The 15,521-nt window shown below is 62.3% G+C and carries 13 protein-coding genes; 3 read left to right on the plus strand and 10 right to left on the minus strand.

The features are described 5' to 3' along the window. Position 1: 1 nt before the first annotated feature. Positions 2 to 1,441, minus strand: coding sequence for a cytochrome ubiquinol oxidase subunit I (locus E1K68_RS23925; protein WP_034133746.1), 1,440 nt, complete (start codon positions 1,439 to 1,441; stop codon positions 2 to 4). Positions 1,442 to 1,757: 316 nt separating this feature from the next. Here E1K68_RS23925 and E1K68_RS23930 point away from each other — a divergent pair, with 316 nt between their 5' ends. Then, on the plus strand, positions 1,758 to 2,996 hold the full coding sequence (locus E1K68_RS23930; RefSeq protein ID WP_034133747.1) for an MFS transporter: 1,239 nt from the start codon (positions 1,758 to 1,760) through the stop codon (positions 2,994 to 2,996). Between the two features lie 136 nt (positions 2,997 to 3,132). On the opposite strand, the gene E1K68_RS23935 is transcribed toward E1K68_RS23930, so the two are convergent. The 4 genes from E1K68_RS23935 to E1K68_RS23950 form a co-directional block, all read right to left on the minus strand. Next, entirely contained in the window at positions 3,133 to 5,316 is a 2,184-nt protein-coding gene (locus tag E1K68_RS23935; RefSeq protein ID WP_212614750.1) for a xanthine dehydrogenase family protein molybdopterin-binding subunit, read from the minus strand. Then, complete coding sequence (locus E1K68_RS23940; RefSeq protein ID WP_212614751.1) at positions 5,313 to 6,302, minus strand: xanthine dehydrogenase family protein subunit M; 990 nt, start codon at positions 6,300 to 6,302, stop codon at positions 5,313 to 5,315. The genes E1K68_RS23935 and E1K68_RS23940 overlap by 4 nt, the downstream gene beginning before the upstream one ends. Then, complete coding sequence (locus E1K68_RS23945) at positions 6,299 to 6,823, minus strand: (2Fe-2S)-binding protein (protein WP_003194338.1); 525 nt, start codon at positions 6,821 to 6,823, stop codon at positions 6,299 to 6,301. Before E1K68_RS23945 ends, E1K68_RS23940 begins: the two co-directional genes overlap by 4 nt. A gap of 96 nt (positions 6,824 to 6,919) precedes the next feature. Continuing rightward, entirely contained in the window at positions 6,920 to 7,366 is a 447-nt protein-coding gene (locus E1K68_RS23950; RefSeq protein WP_003194340.1) for a DUF4879 domain-containing protein, read from the minus strand. A gap of 188 nt (positions 7,367 to 7,554) precedes the next feature. Between E1K68_RS23950 and E1K68_RS23955 the strand changes: the two genes are divergently transcribed. Further along, positions 7,555 to 8,850: an NCS2 family permease gene (locus E1K68_RS23955; protein WP_003194342.1), complete on the plus strand. Its 1,296-nt coding sequence runs from the start codon at positions 7,555 to 7,557 to the stop codon at positions 8,848 to 8,850. Further along, on the plus strand, positions 8,847 to 9,926 hold the full coding sequence (trmA, locus tag E1K68_RS23960; protein ID WP_212614752.1) for a tRNA (uridine(54)-C5)-methyltransferase TrmA: 1,080 nt from the start codon (positions 8,847 to 8,849) through the stop codon (positions 9,924 to 9,926). Before E1K68_RS23955 ends, trmA begins: the two co-directional genes overlap by 4 nt. Positions 9,927 to 10,040: 114 nt before the next feature. On the opposite strand, the gene E1K68_RS23965 is transcribed toward trmA, so the two are convergent. The 5 genes from E1K68_RS23965 to E1K68_RS23985 all read right to left on the minus strand — a co-directional run bounded on the left by E1K68_RS23965 (position 10,041) and on the right by E1K68_RS23985 (position 15,457). Then, complete coding sequence (locus tag E1K68_RS23965; RefSeq protein WP_120248800.1) at positions 10,041 to 10,505, minus strand: DUF2442 domain-containing protein; 465 nt, start codon at positions 10,503 to 10,505, stop codon at positions 10,041 to 10,043. Further along, positions 10,502 to 10,930, minus strand: a complete 429-nt coding sequence (locus E1K68_RS23970; RefSeq protein WP_032900884.1) for a DUF4160 domain-containing protein — start codon at positions 10,928 to 10,930, stop codon at positions 10,502 to 10,504. The genes E1K68_RS23965 and E1K68_RS23970 overlap by 4 nt, the downstream gene beginning before the upstream one ends. 134 nt (positions 10,931 to 11,064) lie before the next feature. Next, positions 11,065 to 12,393, minus strand: a complete 1,329-nt coding sequence (locus tag E1K68_RS23975; RefSeq protein WP_003194347.1) for a TolC family outer membrane protein — start codon at positions 12,391 to 12,393, stop codon at positions 11,065 to 11,067. Beyond that, positions 12,390 to 13,712, minus strand: coding sequence for an HlyD family type I secretion periplasmic adaptor subunit (locus tag E1K68_RS23980; RefSeq protein WP_094774570.1), 1,323 nt, complete (start codon positions 13,710 to 13,712; stop codon positions 12,390 to 12,392). Before E1K68_RS23980 ends, E1K68_RS23975 begins: the two co-directional genes overlap by 4 nt. Next, positions 13,709 to 15,457: a type I secretion system permease/ATPase gene (locus tag E1K68_RS23985; protein WP_120248840.1), complete on the minus strand. Its 1,749-nt coding sequence runs from the start codon at positions 15,455 to 15,457 to the stop codon at positions 13,709 to 13,711. The genes E1K68_RS23980 and E1K68_RS23985 overlap by 4 nt, the downstream gene beginning before the upstream one ends. Between the last annotated feature and the right edge of the window lie 64 nt (positions 15,458 to 15,521).

The following is a 15,521-nucleotide window of genomic DNA, read 5'->3' on the forward strand; positions in this document are numbered from 1 at the left end:
CTCAATTCCCCTTGTGCTGGATGTGGTCGTGGTCGTTATCACTGCCATCGTCGGCAGCAGACAATGGACGCGCCGGCGTGCGTTTCTGGCCAGGGCCGCCATGGGTCGGCTCGGTACTGTCGTGGGTCACGGGGCCTTTGCGCACCAGGCGCATCATGTAGCCCAGGCCCGCGCCGAACAGCGCGAAGTACACCACCACGAACAACACCAGGGTAATGGTCATCTGCGTCAGGCTATGCCCGGAGGAGGCATCCGCCGTGCGCATCAAGCCGTAGACCACCCAGGGCTGGCGACCGATTTCGGTGGTGAACCAACCGGCAAGAATCGCAATCAGGCCAGATGGGCCCATCCACAACGCCAGGTACAGGAACGGCTTGGACGTGTACATCTTGTCGCCCCGGCGCAGCCACAGGCTGAACAGACCGGTGAAGATCATCAGGAACCCCAGGCCGACCATGACCCGGAACGACCAGAACACAATGGTCGAGTTGGGGCGGTCTTCAGGCGGAAACTCCTTGAGCGCCGGCACCTGCTTGTCCAGGGAGTGAGTCAGGATCAGGCTGCCCAGGTACGGAATCTCGACCGCGTACTTGGTTTTCTCGGCTTTCATGTCCGGCCAGCCGAACAGGATCAGCGGCGTGGGCTCGTTGCCGATATTTTCCCAGTGACCTTCAATCGCGGCGATTTTGGCCGGCTGATGCTTGAGGGTATTAAGGCCATGGAAGTCGCCGATCACCGCCTGGATGGGCGCAACGATCAGCGCCATCCACATCGCCATCGAAAGCATTTTGCGGATCGCTGGGTTGTCCTTGCCGCGCAGCAAATGCCAGGCCGCCGACGAGCCGACGAAGAACGCCGTGGCAACAAAAGCAGCCGTGGCCATGTGCATCAGGCGGTAGGGGAACGACGGGTTGAAGATCACCGCCAGCCAGTCAGTCGGTATCACGCGGCCATCGATGATTTCAAAGCCCTGGGGCGTCTGCATCCAGCTGTTGGAGGCGAGAATCCAGAATGTGGAGATCAGCGTACCCACGGCGACCATCACCGTGGCGAAGAAGTGCAGCTTGCGCCCCACCTTGTTCCAGCCAAACAACATCACACCCAGGAAACCGGCCTCGAGGAAGAAGGCCGTGAGCACTTCGTACGTCAGCAACGGCCCGGTGACGGCGCCGGCGAAGTCCGAGAAGCGGCTCCAGTTGGTGCCGAACTGGTAGGCCATGACCAGGCCCGATACCACGCCCATGCCGAAGTTGACGGCAAAGATCTTCGACCAGAAATGGTAGAGGTCACGGTAGGTATCGTTATGAGTCTTGAGCCACAAGCCCTCCAGCACCGCAAGGTAACTGGCCAGGCCGATGGTGATCGCCGGGAACAGGATGTGGAATGAGATGGTGAACGCGAATTGAATTCGGGCGAGATCTAGCGCCTCCAAACCGAACATAAGTCTTCCTCTGTCAGGTAATACCGGCTGCTGGCTGGGAGCCTGCACCCACTGCCCCCACGGATATGGAGTGTGGCGAATTTCAATTCGTTTCTTTTATTACCCATCGCGTGGGGAATCTGGCCTTTCGGCCACCAGAACAATCCCGGGGCAGGTTTTGATCTGGATCAAGCATCGTTGAAAGAGTAGTCCCATTTTTGCGGTAGGACTGTGTGGTCTTTTGCCGCGTGACAGCTTGCCTCAGCTCAGTTCTTGCAACTATTTGTTACAGCTTGATGCTAATCTCGCCCTTCTCCCGTTGCCGACCTGATTGCCGATGCCCATTGAACCTGCGTTGCTGTTACGTCACCACCGCCCTTTTATCGCGTTCTGGCTGGCGCGGATCTTTACCGCCAGCGGCTTCCAGATGCTCACCGTGGCGATCGGCTGGAACCTCTACCAGCTGACCGGCAACGTCTTGGACCTGGGCCTGGTCGGCCTGGTGGAATTCATACCGCGCGTGCTGTTCATGCTGCACACCGGGCACGTGGCTGATCGCTATGAACGCCGCAGGGTCGCCGCTATCTGCCAGACCTTGCAGGCGCTGATTGCCTTGTCCCTGGCCATCGGTGGCCTGACCGGCAACGTGACCCGCGAGATGATCTTTATCCTCGCCTTCCTGCTGGGCGCCGCGCGCTCGTTTGAAATGCCCACCACCCAGGCGCTCTTGCCCAGCATCGTGCCCAGCGCGCTGTTCCCCCGCGCGGTGGCCGCCTCGCAATCGGCCCAGCAACTGGCGACCATCGTCGCACCGGCCGTGGGCGGTTTGCTTTACGCGTTTGGCAGCGTGTGGGTGTACGGCCCCACCGTGGCGCTGTACCTGATCGCCTGCGTGCTGACCCTGAACTTGCCCGCGCGCCAGACTCCGCTGAACAAAGCCAAGGCCACCCTGGACTCGCTGCTGGCCGGCATTCGTTTTATCCGCAGCCGCCCGGACATTCTCGGCGCCATCTCCCTGGACCTGTTTGCCGTGCTGCTGGGCGGCGCCACCGCGCTGTTGCCGGTGTTCGCCAAGGACATCCTGCTGACCGGCGCCTGGGGCCTGGGCCTGCTGCGGTCGGCACCGGCCGTGGGCGCGTTGCTGATGTCACTATGGCTGGCGCGCTTTTCGGTCGACCGCCAGGTGGGCCGCGTGATGTTCACTGCCGTCGGCGTGTTCGGGGTGGCAACCATTGCCTTCGGCCTGTCGACCTCGTTCTGGTTTTCCCTGGCGGTGCTGGTGGTACTGGGCGCGGCGGACATGATCAGCATGGTGATCCGTGCGTCGTTCGTGCAGTTGGAAACCCCAGATGAAATGCGCGGGCGGGTGAGTGCGGTCAATGGCCTGTTTATCGGCGCCTCAAATCAATTGGGCGAGTTCGAATCCGGGATAACCGCCCACTGGTTTGGGACCGTGCCTGCGGTGGTGATGGGCGGGGTTGGTACGCTGGTGGTGACCGGGGTGTGGATCAAGCTGTTCCCGACCCTGGCTAACCGGGATCGCATGCATGTGCCGGTGGAAGAAACCAAGTTATAGGCGTCACCGCCATACCCTGTGGGAGCCGGGCTTGCCCGCGATAGCGGTGTATCAGGCAACTTTCTGGTGGCTGATACACCGCTATCGCGGGCAAGCCAGCTCCCACATTGGAACTTCATTGACCTGACGGTTTGCGCTACAACACCTTATCCAAGGTAATCGGAAACTCCCGCACCCGCTTGCCGGTGGCGTGGTAAACCGCATTCGCCACCGCCGCCGCCACCCCGACAATGCCGATTTCCCCCACGCCCTTGGACCCGAGCGCATTGACGATCTCGTCGTGCTCTTCGACAAACAGCACGTCAATCTCGCCAATATCGGCGTTCACCGGGATGTGGTACTCGGCCAGGCTGTGGTTCATGTAGCGCCCCAGCTCATGGTCCACCTGGGTCTCTTCATGCAGGGCCATGCCAATGCCCCACACCACGCCGCCGAGGATCTGGCTGCGGGCCATCTTGGGGTTGACCACGCGCCCAGCGGCAATGGCGCTGACCACACGGCTGACCTTGATGGTGCCCAGGTCTTCGTCCACCCGCACTTCGACGAACACCGCCGAGTGAGTAGCGCTGGCATAACCCTCGCGCTTCTTGTCAGGCTGGCTGTCGATCTGTACCTCCAGGGTGTCTTCACCGCTGTCCTTGACCAATTGCGCCAACGACACGCTCACATCACCGCTGTGTAGCTGGCCGTCTTCAAACCGAACCGAATCGGCATCCTTGAATACCGGGTAAGTCTGGCGGGCGATCTTCAGTAACCTGGCATTCAGCGCTTCGCACGCTTGCTGCACGGCAGTGCCGACGGACGAGACGGTAAACGAGCCGCCCTGCAACGGCGCAGTGGGCAACGACGAATCGCCCAGCACAAAGCGCACGTCAGCCATCGCCACGCCACTGGCCTGGGAGGCAATCTGGGTCATCACGGTGTAGGTGCCGGTGCCAATGTCGGTGGTGGCGCTGCTGACGGTGAGCTTGCCGTCCGCGTCGAGGCGCGCCTTGGCGCTGGCTTTCATCTGCATGGCTTCCCACACGCCGCCGGCCATGCCCCAGCCGATCAACTGGCGGCCGTCACGCATGCTGCGCGGTTCCGGGTTGCGTTGGTGCCAGCCGAAGCGTTCGGCGCCTTCGCTGTAGCACTCGCGCAGGGCCTTGCTCGACCAGGGTTTGTCTTCGTTCTGGTTACGTTCGGCGTAGTTGATCAGGCGCAATTGCACCGGATCGATGGCCAGGGCGCAGGCCAGTTCGTCCATGGCGCACTCCAGGCCAAGCACGCCAAGTGCTGCACCGGGAGCACGCATATCCAGCGGGGTAAACACATCCAACGGCGCCAGCTTGTAGGTCAGCTGCACGTTGTCGCAGTGATAGAGCATGCCGCTCCACTCCACCACGTGCTCGCTGAAATCTTCGAAGCGCGACGTCTGGCCAATCGCGGTATGCCCCAGCGCCAGCAAGCGCCCATTGGCGGCGGCGCCCATCTGCAAACGCTGCAAGGTGCGCGGACGATAGCCGAAGGTGAACATCTGCTGGCGCGTCAGGGTGACCCGCACCGAACGCTTGAGCGCCATGGCCGCCATCACCGCGAGCGGCAATTGGTATTGCGGGCGCAAGCCCGAACCGAAGGCGCCCCCGACAAAGGCAGCGAAGATGCGCACCTGGTTCTTATCCAGGCCGAAGACTTTTTGCACATAGGCCTGGCAGTTCTGCGGGCCCTGGGTCTTGTCGTGAATATGCAGGGTGCCGTCGGGCTGATACAGCACGGTGCTGGCGTGGGGCTCCATCGGGTTGTGGTGCTCGATGGGCGTGCTGTAGTGCAAGTCCAGACTGATTGCGGCACCGGCCCATTCAGCCTCGAAGTTGCCTCGCGGTTTGGGTGGGGTCTGGGGCGACGGGTGCGCCGCCGCTTGCTGGGTGAGCAGGTCGGTTTCGAAGGCTTCAGGCGCGTAGTCGATCTGCACCAGCGAGCCAGCGTGCCGCGCCAGTTCGAGGTTATCGGCAATCACCAAGGCCAGGGGCTGGCCACTGTAGAGTACGCGGTCGTTATACAGCGGGCGAAAAGGCGAGCCATCGGCCGCATCGGCATCGGCGAACGCCTCATCATAGCTGGCGATTTTCGGCCGATTGAGGTGATGGATCACGTCCACCACACCCGGCAACGCCAACGCCTTGGACGCATCGATGCGCAGCACTCGGCCTTTGGCGATAGTGCTCGACACCACGCTGCCATGCAGCAGGCCGTCCTCGGGAAATTCACCGGCGTAGCGTGCTTGGCCGGTGACCTTGAGCAGACCGTCGACACGGTCCAGGGGTTTACCGATGGCGCTCATGGCTGTTCTCCTGCGACGGCGGCGTCGCTCAGGGCACGAATGATTGCGCGTCGCGCCAGCTTGACCTTGAAGCCGTTGTGTTCCAACGGTTCGGCGTCTTGCAGCAGGGCGTCGGCGGCGGCGCTGAAGGTTTCGCGGCTGACCGTGCGGCCGATCAGCAAGGCTTCCACTGCGCGGTCACGCCAGGGTTTATGCGCCACACCGCCGAGGGCCAGGCGGGCGTCGATGATTTCATCACCGTCCAGCTCCAAGGCGGCGGCCACCGAAACCAGGGCGAAGGCATAGGAGGCACGGTCACGGATTTTCAGGTAATGGCTGTGGCGGGCCAGGTGATCGGCGGGCAGCTCAATGGCCGTGATCAGCTCATCGTCGGCCAATTGGTTGTCACGTTGCGGCGCATCGCCTGGCAAGCGATGGAAGTCGGCGAACTCGATCACCCGCGCACCGCCACGTCCCTCTACATGCACCCGCGCTGCAAGCGCCGCGAGGGCCACGCACATGTCCGATGGATGGGTGGCCACGCACTGCTCACTGGCGCCGAGGATCGCATGGATACGGTTCAAGCCGTTGCGCGCCGGGCAGCCACTGCCGGGCTGGCGCTTGTTGCACGGCACCGCGGCGTCGTAGAAGTAATAGCAACGGGTGCGCTGCAACAGGTTGCCGCCGGTACTGGCCATGTTGCGTAACTGCGGCGACGCCCCGGCGAGGATGGCCTGGGACAGCAACGGGTAACGCTGCTCAATGAGCGGGTGCCAGGCCAGGTCGGCGTTGCTCACCAGCGCACCGATACGCAGGCCACCCTCGGCGGTCTCTTGAATGTCATGCAGCGGCAAGCCGTTGATGTCGATCAGGTGCTCGGGATGGCTGATGTTTTCTTTCATCAGGTCCAGCAGGTTGGTGCCACCGGCGATAAAGCGTGAGGCGGCACTGCTCAGCTGTACGGCCTGCTGCACATCGGTCGGCCTGCTGTAGTGGAAGGGATTCATGACTCACCTCCCTGGCGACGGCAGGCCGGCAGCGCGTCTTCGATGGCATCGCGGATGTTGTTGTAGGCACCGCAGCGGCACAGGTTGCCGCTCATCAATTCCTGGATCTGCGCACGGTCGTGGGCGCGGCCTTCATTGGCCAGGCCCACGGCAGAACAGATCTGGCCGGGGGTGCAATAGCCGCACTGGAAAGCGTCGTGCTGGATAAAGGCCTGTTGCATGGGGTGCAGTTGGTCGCCGTCGGCCAGGCCTTCGATGGTGATCAATTCGGCGCCGTCGCACATCACGGCCAGGGTCAGGCAGGCATTCACGCGTTTGCCGTCACGCAACACGGTGCAAGCGCCGCACTGGCCGTGGTCGCAGCCTTTTTTGCTGCCCACCAGGTCCAACTGCTCGCGCAGCAAGTCCAGCAAGGTGGTCCAGGGCAACACGTTCAGTTGGCGAGCCTGGCCGTTGAGTGTCAGGCGTATCGGGTGGGTGACGAACGGCTGGGCCGCCGCGCCATTGGGGGTCGCGCTCATAAACACCTCACGGGTTGGTGTACGTCCGCGGCGTTCTGGAAAATCGCCGTCTTAGGGGTACGACTTCCCGGTTTTTTGAGCGTTCAAGATGATTGATCAGCGGATATTGAGCTGGGCTTTCAGGGTGTTTTGCGGCGGGTTGATCGAGGTATTGGTGAATTCGAACCAGCCCTGGGCCTGGACGTTCAGGTCGAACACATAGATGTAGCCCATCAAGGTGCCGACGCCGTTGCACGCCTCACTGATGTTGCCGACCTGGCACACCGCTGTGCGTTGCCCATTCAACTCTGCGCCGTTGAAGCGGCCCATGGGGCTGTTGCCCAGGCCAACTTCCATCACCGAGACCTGGGTGGGCCCGCGGTGCTCGCACATCTGGGTAGTGTTGACCCGCTCCGGGATCGCTTCGCTGCACTTGGCCGATTCCACCTTGAACACCCGCACCTCGCTCAAGGCCGGTGCAGCCGCGCCCCATGCCGGTGCCGCGCCCAGCCACAGGCTGATACTGACGATCAGAGCTAGACTCCACGGGTTGGCTTTTTTCATGCTGTCGATGACCGGCTGTTGAACGTCGGCGCAGTATGCCTCAAGCCCATGCGCCACACAGCCTCGGCTGCTGGTATGATGCGCCGCTTTTTCCGATCCTCTCTGAAACCACAAGCGTTTGGCGCAGTTTGTGCTTTGACTTAGAGGTCAACAAATCACGACGCACACTAGCGTCACAGGGAGCCGGCATGCTGGAAAAGCTGTTTCAACTCAAAGCCCACAACACCAATGTGCGCACCGAGATTCTCGCGGGGATCACCACCTTTCTGGCCATGGCCTACATCCTGTTCGTGAACCCGAGCATCCTCGGCGAGACCGGCATGGACAAGGGCGCGGTGTTTGTTGCCACCTGCCTGGCGGCGGCCATCGGTTCGACCGTGATGGGCCTGATCGCCAACTACCCGATTGCCCTGGCACCGGGCATGGGCCTCAACGCCTTCTTCACCTACACCGTGGTTCTGCACATGGGCCACACCTGGCAGGTGGCGCTGGGCGCGGTATTCATTTCGGCGGTGCTGTTTTTCCTGCTGTCGATCTTCCGCATTCGTGAGTGGATCATCAATGCCATCCCGCTGCCGCTGCGCTCGGCGATTGCTGCCGGCATCGGCCTGTTCCTGGCGCTGATCGCCCTGCATAACGCCGGTATCGTGGTGAGCAACCCAGCCACTATGGTCGGCCTGGGCGACCTGAAACAACCGGCGCCGATCCTGGCCACCCTGGGCTTCGTGCTGATCGTCGCGCTGGAGGCTCTGGCCGTACGCGGCGCGGTGCTGATCGGCATCCTGGCGGTGACCGTTGCCTCCATCGTCCTGGGCTTCACGCCGTTCATCGGCGTGACCTCGGTACCGCCGTCCCTGGCGCCGACCTTCCTGCAGCTGGACATCAAGGGCGCGCTGGACATCGGCCTGGTCAGCGTGATCTTCGCCTTCCTGTTCGTGGACCTGTTCGACAACTCAGGCACCCTGATCGGCGTCGCCAAGCGCGCCGGCCTGATGGGCAAGGACGGCCATATGCCGAAAATGGGCCGTGCGCTGATTGCCGACAGTACCGCTGCCATGGCCGGTTCCCTGCTGGGTACCTCGACCACCACCAGCTACATCGAATCGGCCGCAGGCGTGAGCGCCGGTGGCCGTACCGGCTTGACCGCCATCGTGGTCGCGATCCTGTTTTTGCTGGCGCTGTTCTTCTCGCCATTGGCCGCCAGCGTACCGGCCTATGCCACCGCGCCAGCCTTGCTGTTTGTGGCGGTGCTGATGAGCCAGGGCCTGGCCGAAATCGACTGGGACGACATTACGGTGGCAGCGCCGGTGGTGATCACCGCCCTGGCGATGCCCTTCACTTACTCCATCGCCAACGGCATCGCCTTCGGTTTCATCGCCTGGACCGCCATCAAGCTGCTTTCGGGCCGCTACCGTGAGCTGAACCCGGCACTGGTGATCCTGTCGATCCTGTTTGTGATCAAGCTGGGCTGGTTCAACGCATGACTTTCGACGCCGCAAGCTACACCGCTCAACTGCAAGACAAGGTCACGCGCCTGCGTGACCTGTTGGCACCGTTCGACGCGCCCGAACCGCAGGTCTTTGACTCGCCGCTGCAGCACTTTCGCCTGCGTGCGGAGTTCCGCATGTGGCGCGAAGGCGGCGAGCGCCACTACGCGATGTTCTCCCAGGAGGACAAGCGCACGCCGATCCTCATCGAAGAATTCCCCATCGCCAGCCAGCGCATCAACCAGTTGATGCCGCAACTCAAGGCCGCCTGGCAAGCCAGCGCTGCCCTGAGCCACAAGCTGTTCCAGGTGGAGTTCCTCACCACCCTGGCCGGCGACGCGATGATCACCCTGTGTTATCACCGCCCGCTGGATGAGCACTGGCACAGCGCCGCAAACAAATTGGCCGCTGAGCTGAATGTGAGCATCATCGGCCGCTCCAAGGGCAAGCGCGATGTGATCGGCCATGACTATGTGGTGGAAAAACTCGACGTCGGTGGCCGCACCTTCAGCTACCGCCAACCCGAAGGCGCGTTCACCCAGCCCAACGGCACGGTGAACCAGAAGATGCTCAACTGGGCCTATGAAGCGCTGGGCGACCGCCCGGACGATTTGCTGGAGCTGTATTGCGGCAACGGCAACTTCACCCTGCCGCTGGCGACCCGCGTGCGCAAGGTGCTGGCCACCGAGATCAGCAAGACCTCGGTGAATGCGGCCCTGAGCAACCTGGATGAGAATGGCGTGGATAACGTCACCCTGGTGCGCCTCTCCGCCGAAGAACTCACCCAAGCCCTGAATGAAGTGCGCCCGTTCCGCCGCCTGCACGGCATCGACCTGAAAAGCTACGAGTTCGGTAGCGTCTTCGTCGACCCGCCCCGCGCTGGCATGGACCCGGACACTTGCGAGCTGACCCGGCGCTTCGACAACATCCTGTACATCTCCTGCAACCCGGAGACGCTGGCGGCGAACATCGCGCAACTGCACGACACGCACCGGATTACCCAGTGCGCAATGTTTGACCAGTTCCCGTGGACGCACCATATGGAATCGGGTGTGTTGCTGACCCGCCGATAAACCTGCAAGGTAGGCGCGAGCTTGCTCGCGAAAAACGTCAACGATAACGCGTGCTTCCTGGATGAACGCGGTGCCTGTGGGTTTTTCGCGAGCAAGCTCGCTCCTGCAGTTTATTCAAGTGTCTGTTGTCTCTGGGGGCTGCGGGGCTTCCTTGCGTGGCCGGCCACCCTTCTTGCCATTGGCGCGAGCCGCTGCGGATTTGGCCGCGCTGCTTTTGCGGCCATTGCGCGATGCCACCAGGCTGGTTGCCAGGTCCATCAGCGGCTGGCTTGTAGCGATCAACCCTGTGATCGAAACATCCAGGTCCTGCGCCTCACAGCTAATCGCCTTGCCACCGAACGTCACTTCCAACTGCTGGAAATCCTTCGCTGAAAACCCTTCGAACTCCGGCAGGCCAGCCACCGGCAACACGACGCGGCTGCCATCGCTGAAGCCAATGGAGAGGCAGTCGTTTTCATAACGTACGTTGCTGGCGTTGGCGTACAGGCGTTTCAACTTGCGCCCACGGGCGATTGCCTTGTCAACGTCGGCTTCAGTGAGAGGTACATAAGGTGTGACTTTGGCTTTTATGATTTTCATAAATTAATCCCCACGCAATCTGGCGCTCTTACCAGATTCAAAATTGTCCGTTGCGCTACGACGTCGTGCCTGGCGCTCGCGATGACGTAGACACCTTGTCGAATGACCAACCCCGGGACCAACTCGCCAGCGTCCCAATTCCAGGAATGATTCTCCAGGCAAACCGTCTGCAGTTTTTCCCACCAGATCCTGCGTGCCCGCGCCAAGTAGTGCCGCTGCATGATCGCCCCGTGTATCTCCTTCAGAAGTGCTATGGGCGGCCGCCTCCGTTCAGGCTCTACGTCCCACAACTCAACTTCCCCATCCAGGAAACTGAAACGAAACCGCGCATCCCATCCCTTGCCCCTGACATGCACATGGGGCGGGCAATGCTCATCCCTGATAAACACCGAAATGACATAGCCTTTGTAAGCGCCTACTCTCATCGTAACCCATCCGTTAGGTTATTTTCCGCCAGGTAACAATTTCCCTCTGCCACCCGACAACCGGCTCCTATTCCCGAAGCTGTTTCACAGATTAGTCACCACAAAAAACCCGGCGAATGCCGGGTTGTAACCACTCATGCCGAGGGTTGGAAATACCCGGCCAGCGCCCGCAAGTCCTGCTCGCTCAGCAACCCCGCGTAATACTTCAACTGAATACGCGCCAGCAGGTAGGCATGCCGGGCATTGGCCAGATCACGCCGGGCGGTGAACAGCTGTTGTTCGGCGTCGAGGACGTCGAGGTTGACCCGCTCGCCGCCACTGACGCTTTTTTGGGTGGCGGTGACCAGTGCCGTGGCGGATCTGACTGCCATTTCATAGGCCCGCACCTTGGCTGCGCCGCTGGTGTTGAGGTTGAATTGCTTGCGCAACTCCACCAACGTGGCAGCGGTTTGCGCGTCCAGCTCGTATTGGGCCTGGGACAGTTGGTTGGCCGCCTGACGGGTGGAGGCCGAGACCGAGCCACCGGCAAACAGCGGCAGGCTGACCTGGATGCCGACGCTGTTGGTGTCGTACTTCTGGTTGTAGCTGCTTTCTGAATCGGAATGGGTCTTGCGGCTGGTGGCGTACAGGCTGACCTTGGGCAAATGCCCGGCGCGCTTGCGCTCCACTTCATAAGAGGCCACGTCGAGCGCGTGGTGCTGGGACTTGAGTTCAGGGTTGTTGGCCATGGCCAGTTCACGCCAGGTTTCGAATCGGTTGGGCTCAAGCGGCGCGATCTCGAATGGGCGCGCCAGGGGCGCCAGTTCTTCGATTTGCAGCGGCTGGCCAACAATGGCTTCCAACTCACGCAAGGCACTGTCCTGGGCATCCACGGCTTCGATCTCTTCGGCCTGGGCCAGGCTCAGTCGCGCCTGGGTTTCGAGCACATCGGTACGCGTGCCTTCACCGCCTTTGAGCAAGCGGTCATTGAGTTGCAGGCGCTCGGCAAACGCTCGTTTCTGGGCACGGCTCAATTCGATGCGCTCTTGTGCCAGCAATGCCTGGCTGTAGGCGCCCAGCACCCGCACGGCCAGCTCCTGGCTCTTGCCGCGAAAACGCTCATCGGCCATCAACGCCTGGGCGGTGCCTTGGCGAAAACGCGCATAGGCTTCGTAATCGAGCAGCGGTTGCTGCAAGGTCAGGGCCGAGGCGTAGCTGCGGTAATTGCGGTCGCTGGTAACGTTACCCAGCGCCGTGCTCTGGGTGACTTCGGACTCATTGCGCGAGTTGTTGTAGCTCCATGACAGGTTCGGCAGCAATGCCGCCCGCCCGATCACGCGGTTTTCTTGCCCGGCCTCCCGCTCCTGAATCGCCGCTTGAAAGGTTGGATCGTTGCGCAGCGCCAAGTCATACACATCCAACAACCCCAGGGCGTGCGCCGCCGGTGTACAGCTTAAACAGAGGGTGAACAACAACGCCTTCATTCTTCCACCAGGGCCATATGGGTGCGATCCAGCAAGGGTTTGAACAGGTAGTTGAGCATCGAACGCTCACCGGTCTTGACGAAGGTTTCCACTGGCATGCCCGGGCGGATCTGCACGCCGTGCAGTTGCTGCATGCCCGCCGCACTGACCTGGGCCCGTAGCGTGTAATACGGTTCATCGGTGCGCTCATCGACCTGGCGATCGGCCGAGACCAAGGTGACTTCGCCCGCCACCCGTGGCGTAGTGGACTGGTTGAACGCCGAGAACATCAATTCAACCGGCAAGCCTGGGTGCACCTTGTCGATCATCTGCACCGGCACCCGTGCTTCCACCAGCAGTGGCTCGCCTTCGGGCACGATGTCCATCAGCGTCTGGCCGGGTTGAATCACCCCGCCTTCGGTGTACACCTGCAGCCCCACCACCACGCCGGACGCCGGTGCGCGGACCAGGCTGTTGGCAAGTTCGAATTCGGCAGAGGCCAGGCGATTGCGCAAGTCGTCGCTGCGGGTGCGGGTCTCGGCCAACTGGCTGCGCAGGTCCTTCTGAAAATCTTCACCCAACTGACGGATGCGCAGGCGCAGTTCCAGTACCTGGCGCTGCAACTGGCCGATACGGCCAAAATCCTCAGCGATGGCACCGTCGATTTGCGCGTACAGCCGCTCGCTGTCGAGCAGGCGATTGCGCGGGATATAACCCTCACGCGCCAACTCGCGCAGCCCCTGAAGCTGCTCATTCAACGCCGCGCGCTGCAAAACCTTGCTTGCCTGGGAGGCCCGCGTGCCGCGCAACTGCGCTTCAAAGCCAGCGATAGTTTCACGCAGGCCCGCCTGTTCGGTAGCCAGTGCCTGGGCACGGCTGTTGAATAGCTGGCGTTGCAGGCTCAGGGTGTTCGCGGCGTCGGGATCGGCCAGCAGCTCGGGGCTAAACACAATGGTCTGCAAGCCTTCACTCTCGGCACTCAAGCGCGCTTCGCTGGCCAGCGACGCCAGGTATTGGCTGCGCAATGACTGCATCTGCCCGCGCAACGGGGTTTGCTTCAAACGCAACAGCACCTGGCCCGCGCTGACCCGGTCACCGTCACGCACCTGGATACGCTCGATGATCCCGCCCGCCGGGTGCTGCACCGTCTTGCGATGCCCCGACACCATGACCTTGCCCGGCACCGCCACGCCCTTGTCCAGCGGAGCCAATGCCGCCCAGCCGAGGAACCCGGCAAAGCCGCCGAGCACCAGCCACCAACCCAGGCGTGAGTATTTTTTGTCATCCAGCGCCAGCACGTTAGACGGGTCACTGAGCAAAATGGGCTTGCTCTGGCTCATGCGGGTTTTCCTGCACCGAGGCGGTAGCTCATGCTCATGGTCGAGACCGGTTTGTTTGCCGCAGTTTTTTGCCGCGCCTCCAGCACTCGCGCCGTGGGGCCGAAGGCCTGCATCTGGCCGTCCTTGAGGATCAGCAACTGGTCGGTGAGGCTCAGCACGTTGGGTTTGTGGGTAATCAGGATCAAGGTGCGGCGCTGCTGCTTGAGCTGGGCAATGGCCTGCAACAACGCCTGTTCGCCCACTTCGTCGAGGTTGGCGTTCGGTTCGTCCAGCACGATCAGTGCCGGTAACCCATACAGCGCACGCGCCAGGGCCACCCGTTGCTTTTGCCCGCCGGACAAGCCCGCGCCGCCCTCCCCCAGTTGCGTGTCGTAGCCCTGGGGCAGTTGCAGGATCAACTCATGCACGCCAGCCATCTGCGCGGCGGCGAGGACGGTATCGGCCTCCACCGCTTCAAAACGCGCGATGTTCTGCGCGATGCTGCCGGCGAATAACTGGATGTCCTGAGGCAGGTAACCGATATGCGGGCCGAGTTGTTGCTTGTCCCACAGGGCCAGGTCGGCGCCATCAAGGCGCACCTTGCCGGCCAAGGGTGCCCAGGCCCCCACCAGCACCCTGGCCAGGGTGGACTTGCCGCACCCCGACGGGCCGATAACACCGAGTACATCCCCCGCCGGCAGGCTGAAACCCAGGTTTGCCAACGCCGGACGTCGGCTGCCGGGCGCGCAGGCGCTGATCTGCTCCACGCTCACCTGGCCCTTGGGCACGGGCAGGCTCATGCGCACCGGCCGCGCCGGGTTGTCCTGCAGCATCAGCGACAAGCGCTCATAGGCCAGGCGCGCCGAACCCCATTGTTTCCACACGCCGATCAACTGGTCGATGGGGCTGAGCACACGTCCCATCAGGATCGAGCCGGCAATCATCATCCCCGGGGTGATATCGCCCTGCACCGCCAGCCATGCGCCCAAGCCCAGCACCAGTGATTGCAGAGCCAGGCGCACGCCCTTGGACCACGCGGTGACCATCGCGGTCTTTTCACTCGCCAGGTTCTGCTGCACCAGAAACGCCTGATGCTGGCTGAACCAACGGCCGCGCAAGGTAGCGAGCATGCCCATGGCTTCAATGGTGTCGGCATTGCGCAGGTTGGCCGTGGCCTGCTGGCTGGCGCTGATCGACAGTTGGCTGGCCAGGGCCATCGGTGCCTGGCTGACATAATGATTAGCCCAGGCCAATGCGATCAGAAGCAACGCCCCACCCAATGCCAGCAGGCCCAGCCAGGGGTGGAACAGGAAGATCACCAGCAGGTACACCGGAAACCACGGCGCATCGAAAAAGGCGAACAACGCCTGGCCGGTGGCGAACTGGCGCAAGGTGGTCAGGTCGTGCAGGGCCTGGCCCGCCGCTTGGGTGCCACCCTTGAGTTGGGCTTCATAGGCGGCGTCGAATACACGCTGGTTCAAGCACATGTCCATCTGCGTGCCGAGGCGAATCACCACCTGGCTGCGCACCCACTCCAGCGCGCCCATCAAGCCGAAGAGGCCGAGGATCATCAGCGTCAGCATCAGCAGGGTCATCTGGTTGCCCGAGGCCAATACGCGGTCGTACACCTGCAACATGTACAGCGCCGGGGCCAGCATCAGCAGGTTGATCACCGCCGAGAACAGGCCAATGTTAAAGAAGGCGCTTTTATAGGCGGTGAGTGCAGCCAGCATCTCATTCGCGCGCTTGGCACCGGGCCGAGTCATGAAGGGCATCCCATTGAAGAGTCAAGCAAGGGCCCGCCCGGTGCGTTGACAGCACCTGTGGCGC

The sequence above is a fragment of the Pseudomonas sp. B2021 genome (assembly GCF_018135665.1).
In the GTDB taxonomy this organism is placed as follows: domain Bacteria; phylum Pseudomonadota; class Gammaproteobacteria; order Pseudomonadales; family Pseudomonadaceae; genus Aquipseudomonas; species Aquipseudomonas lactis.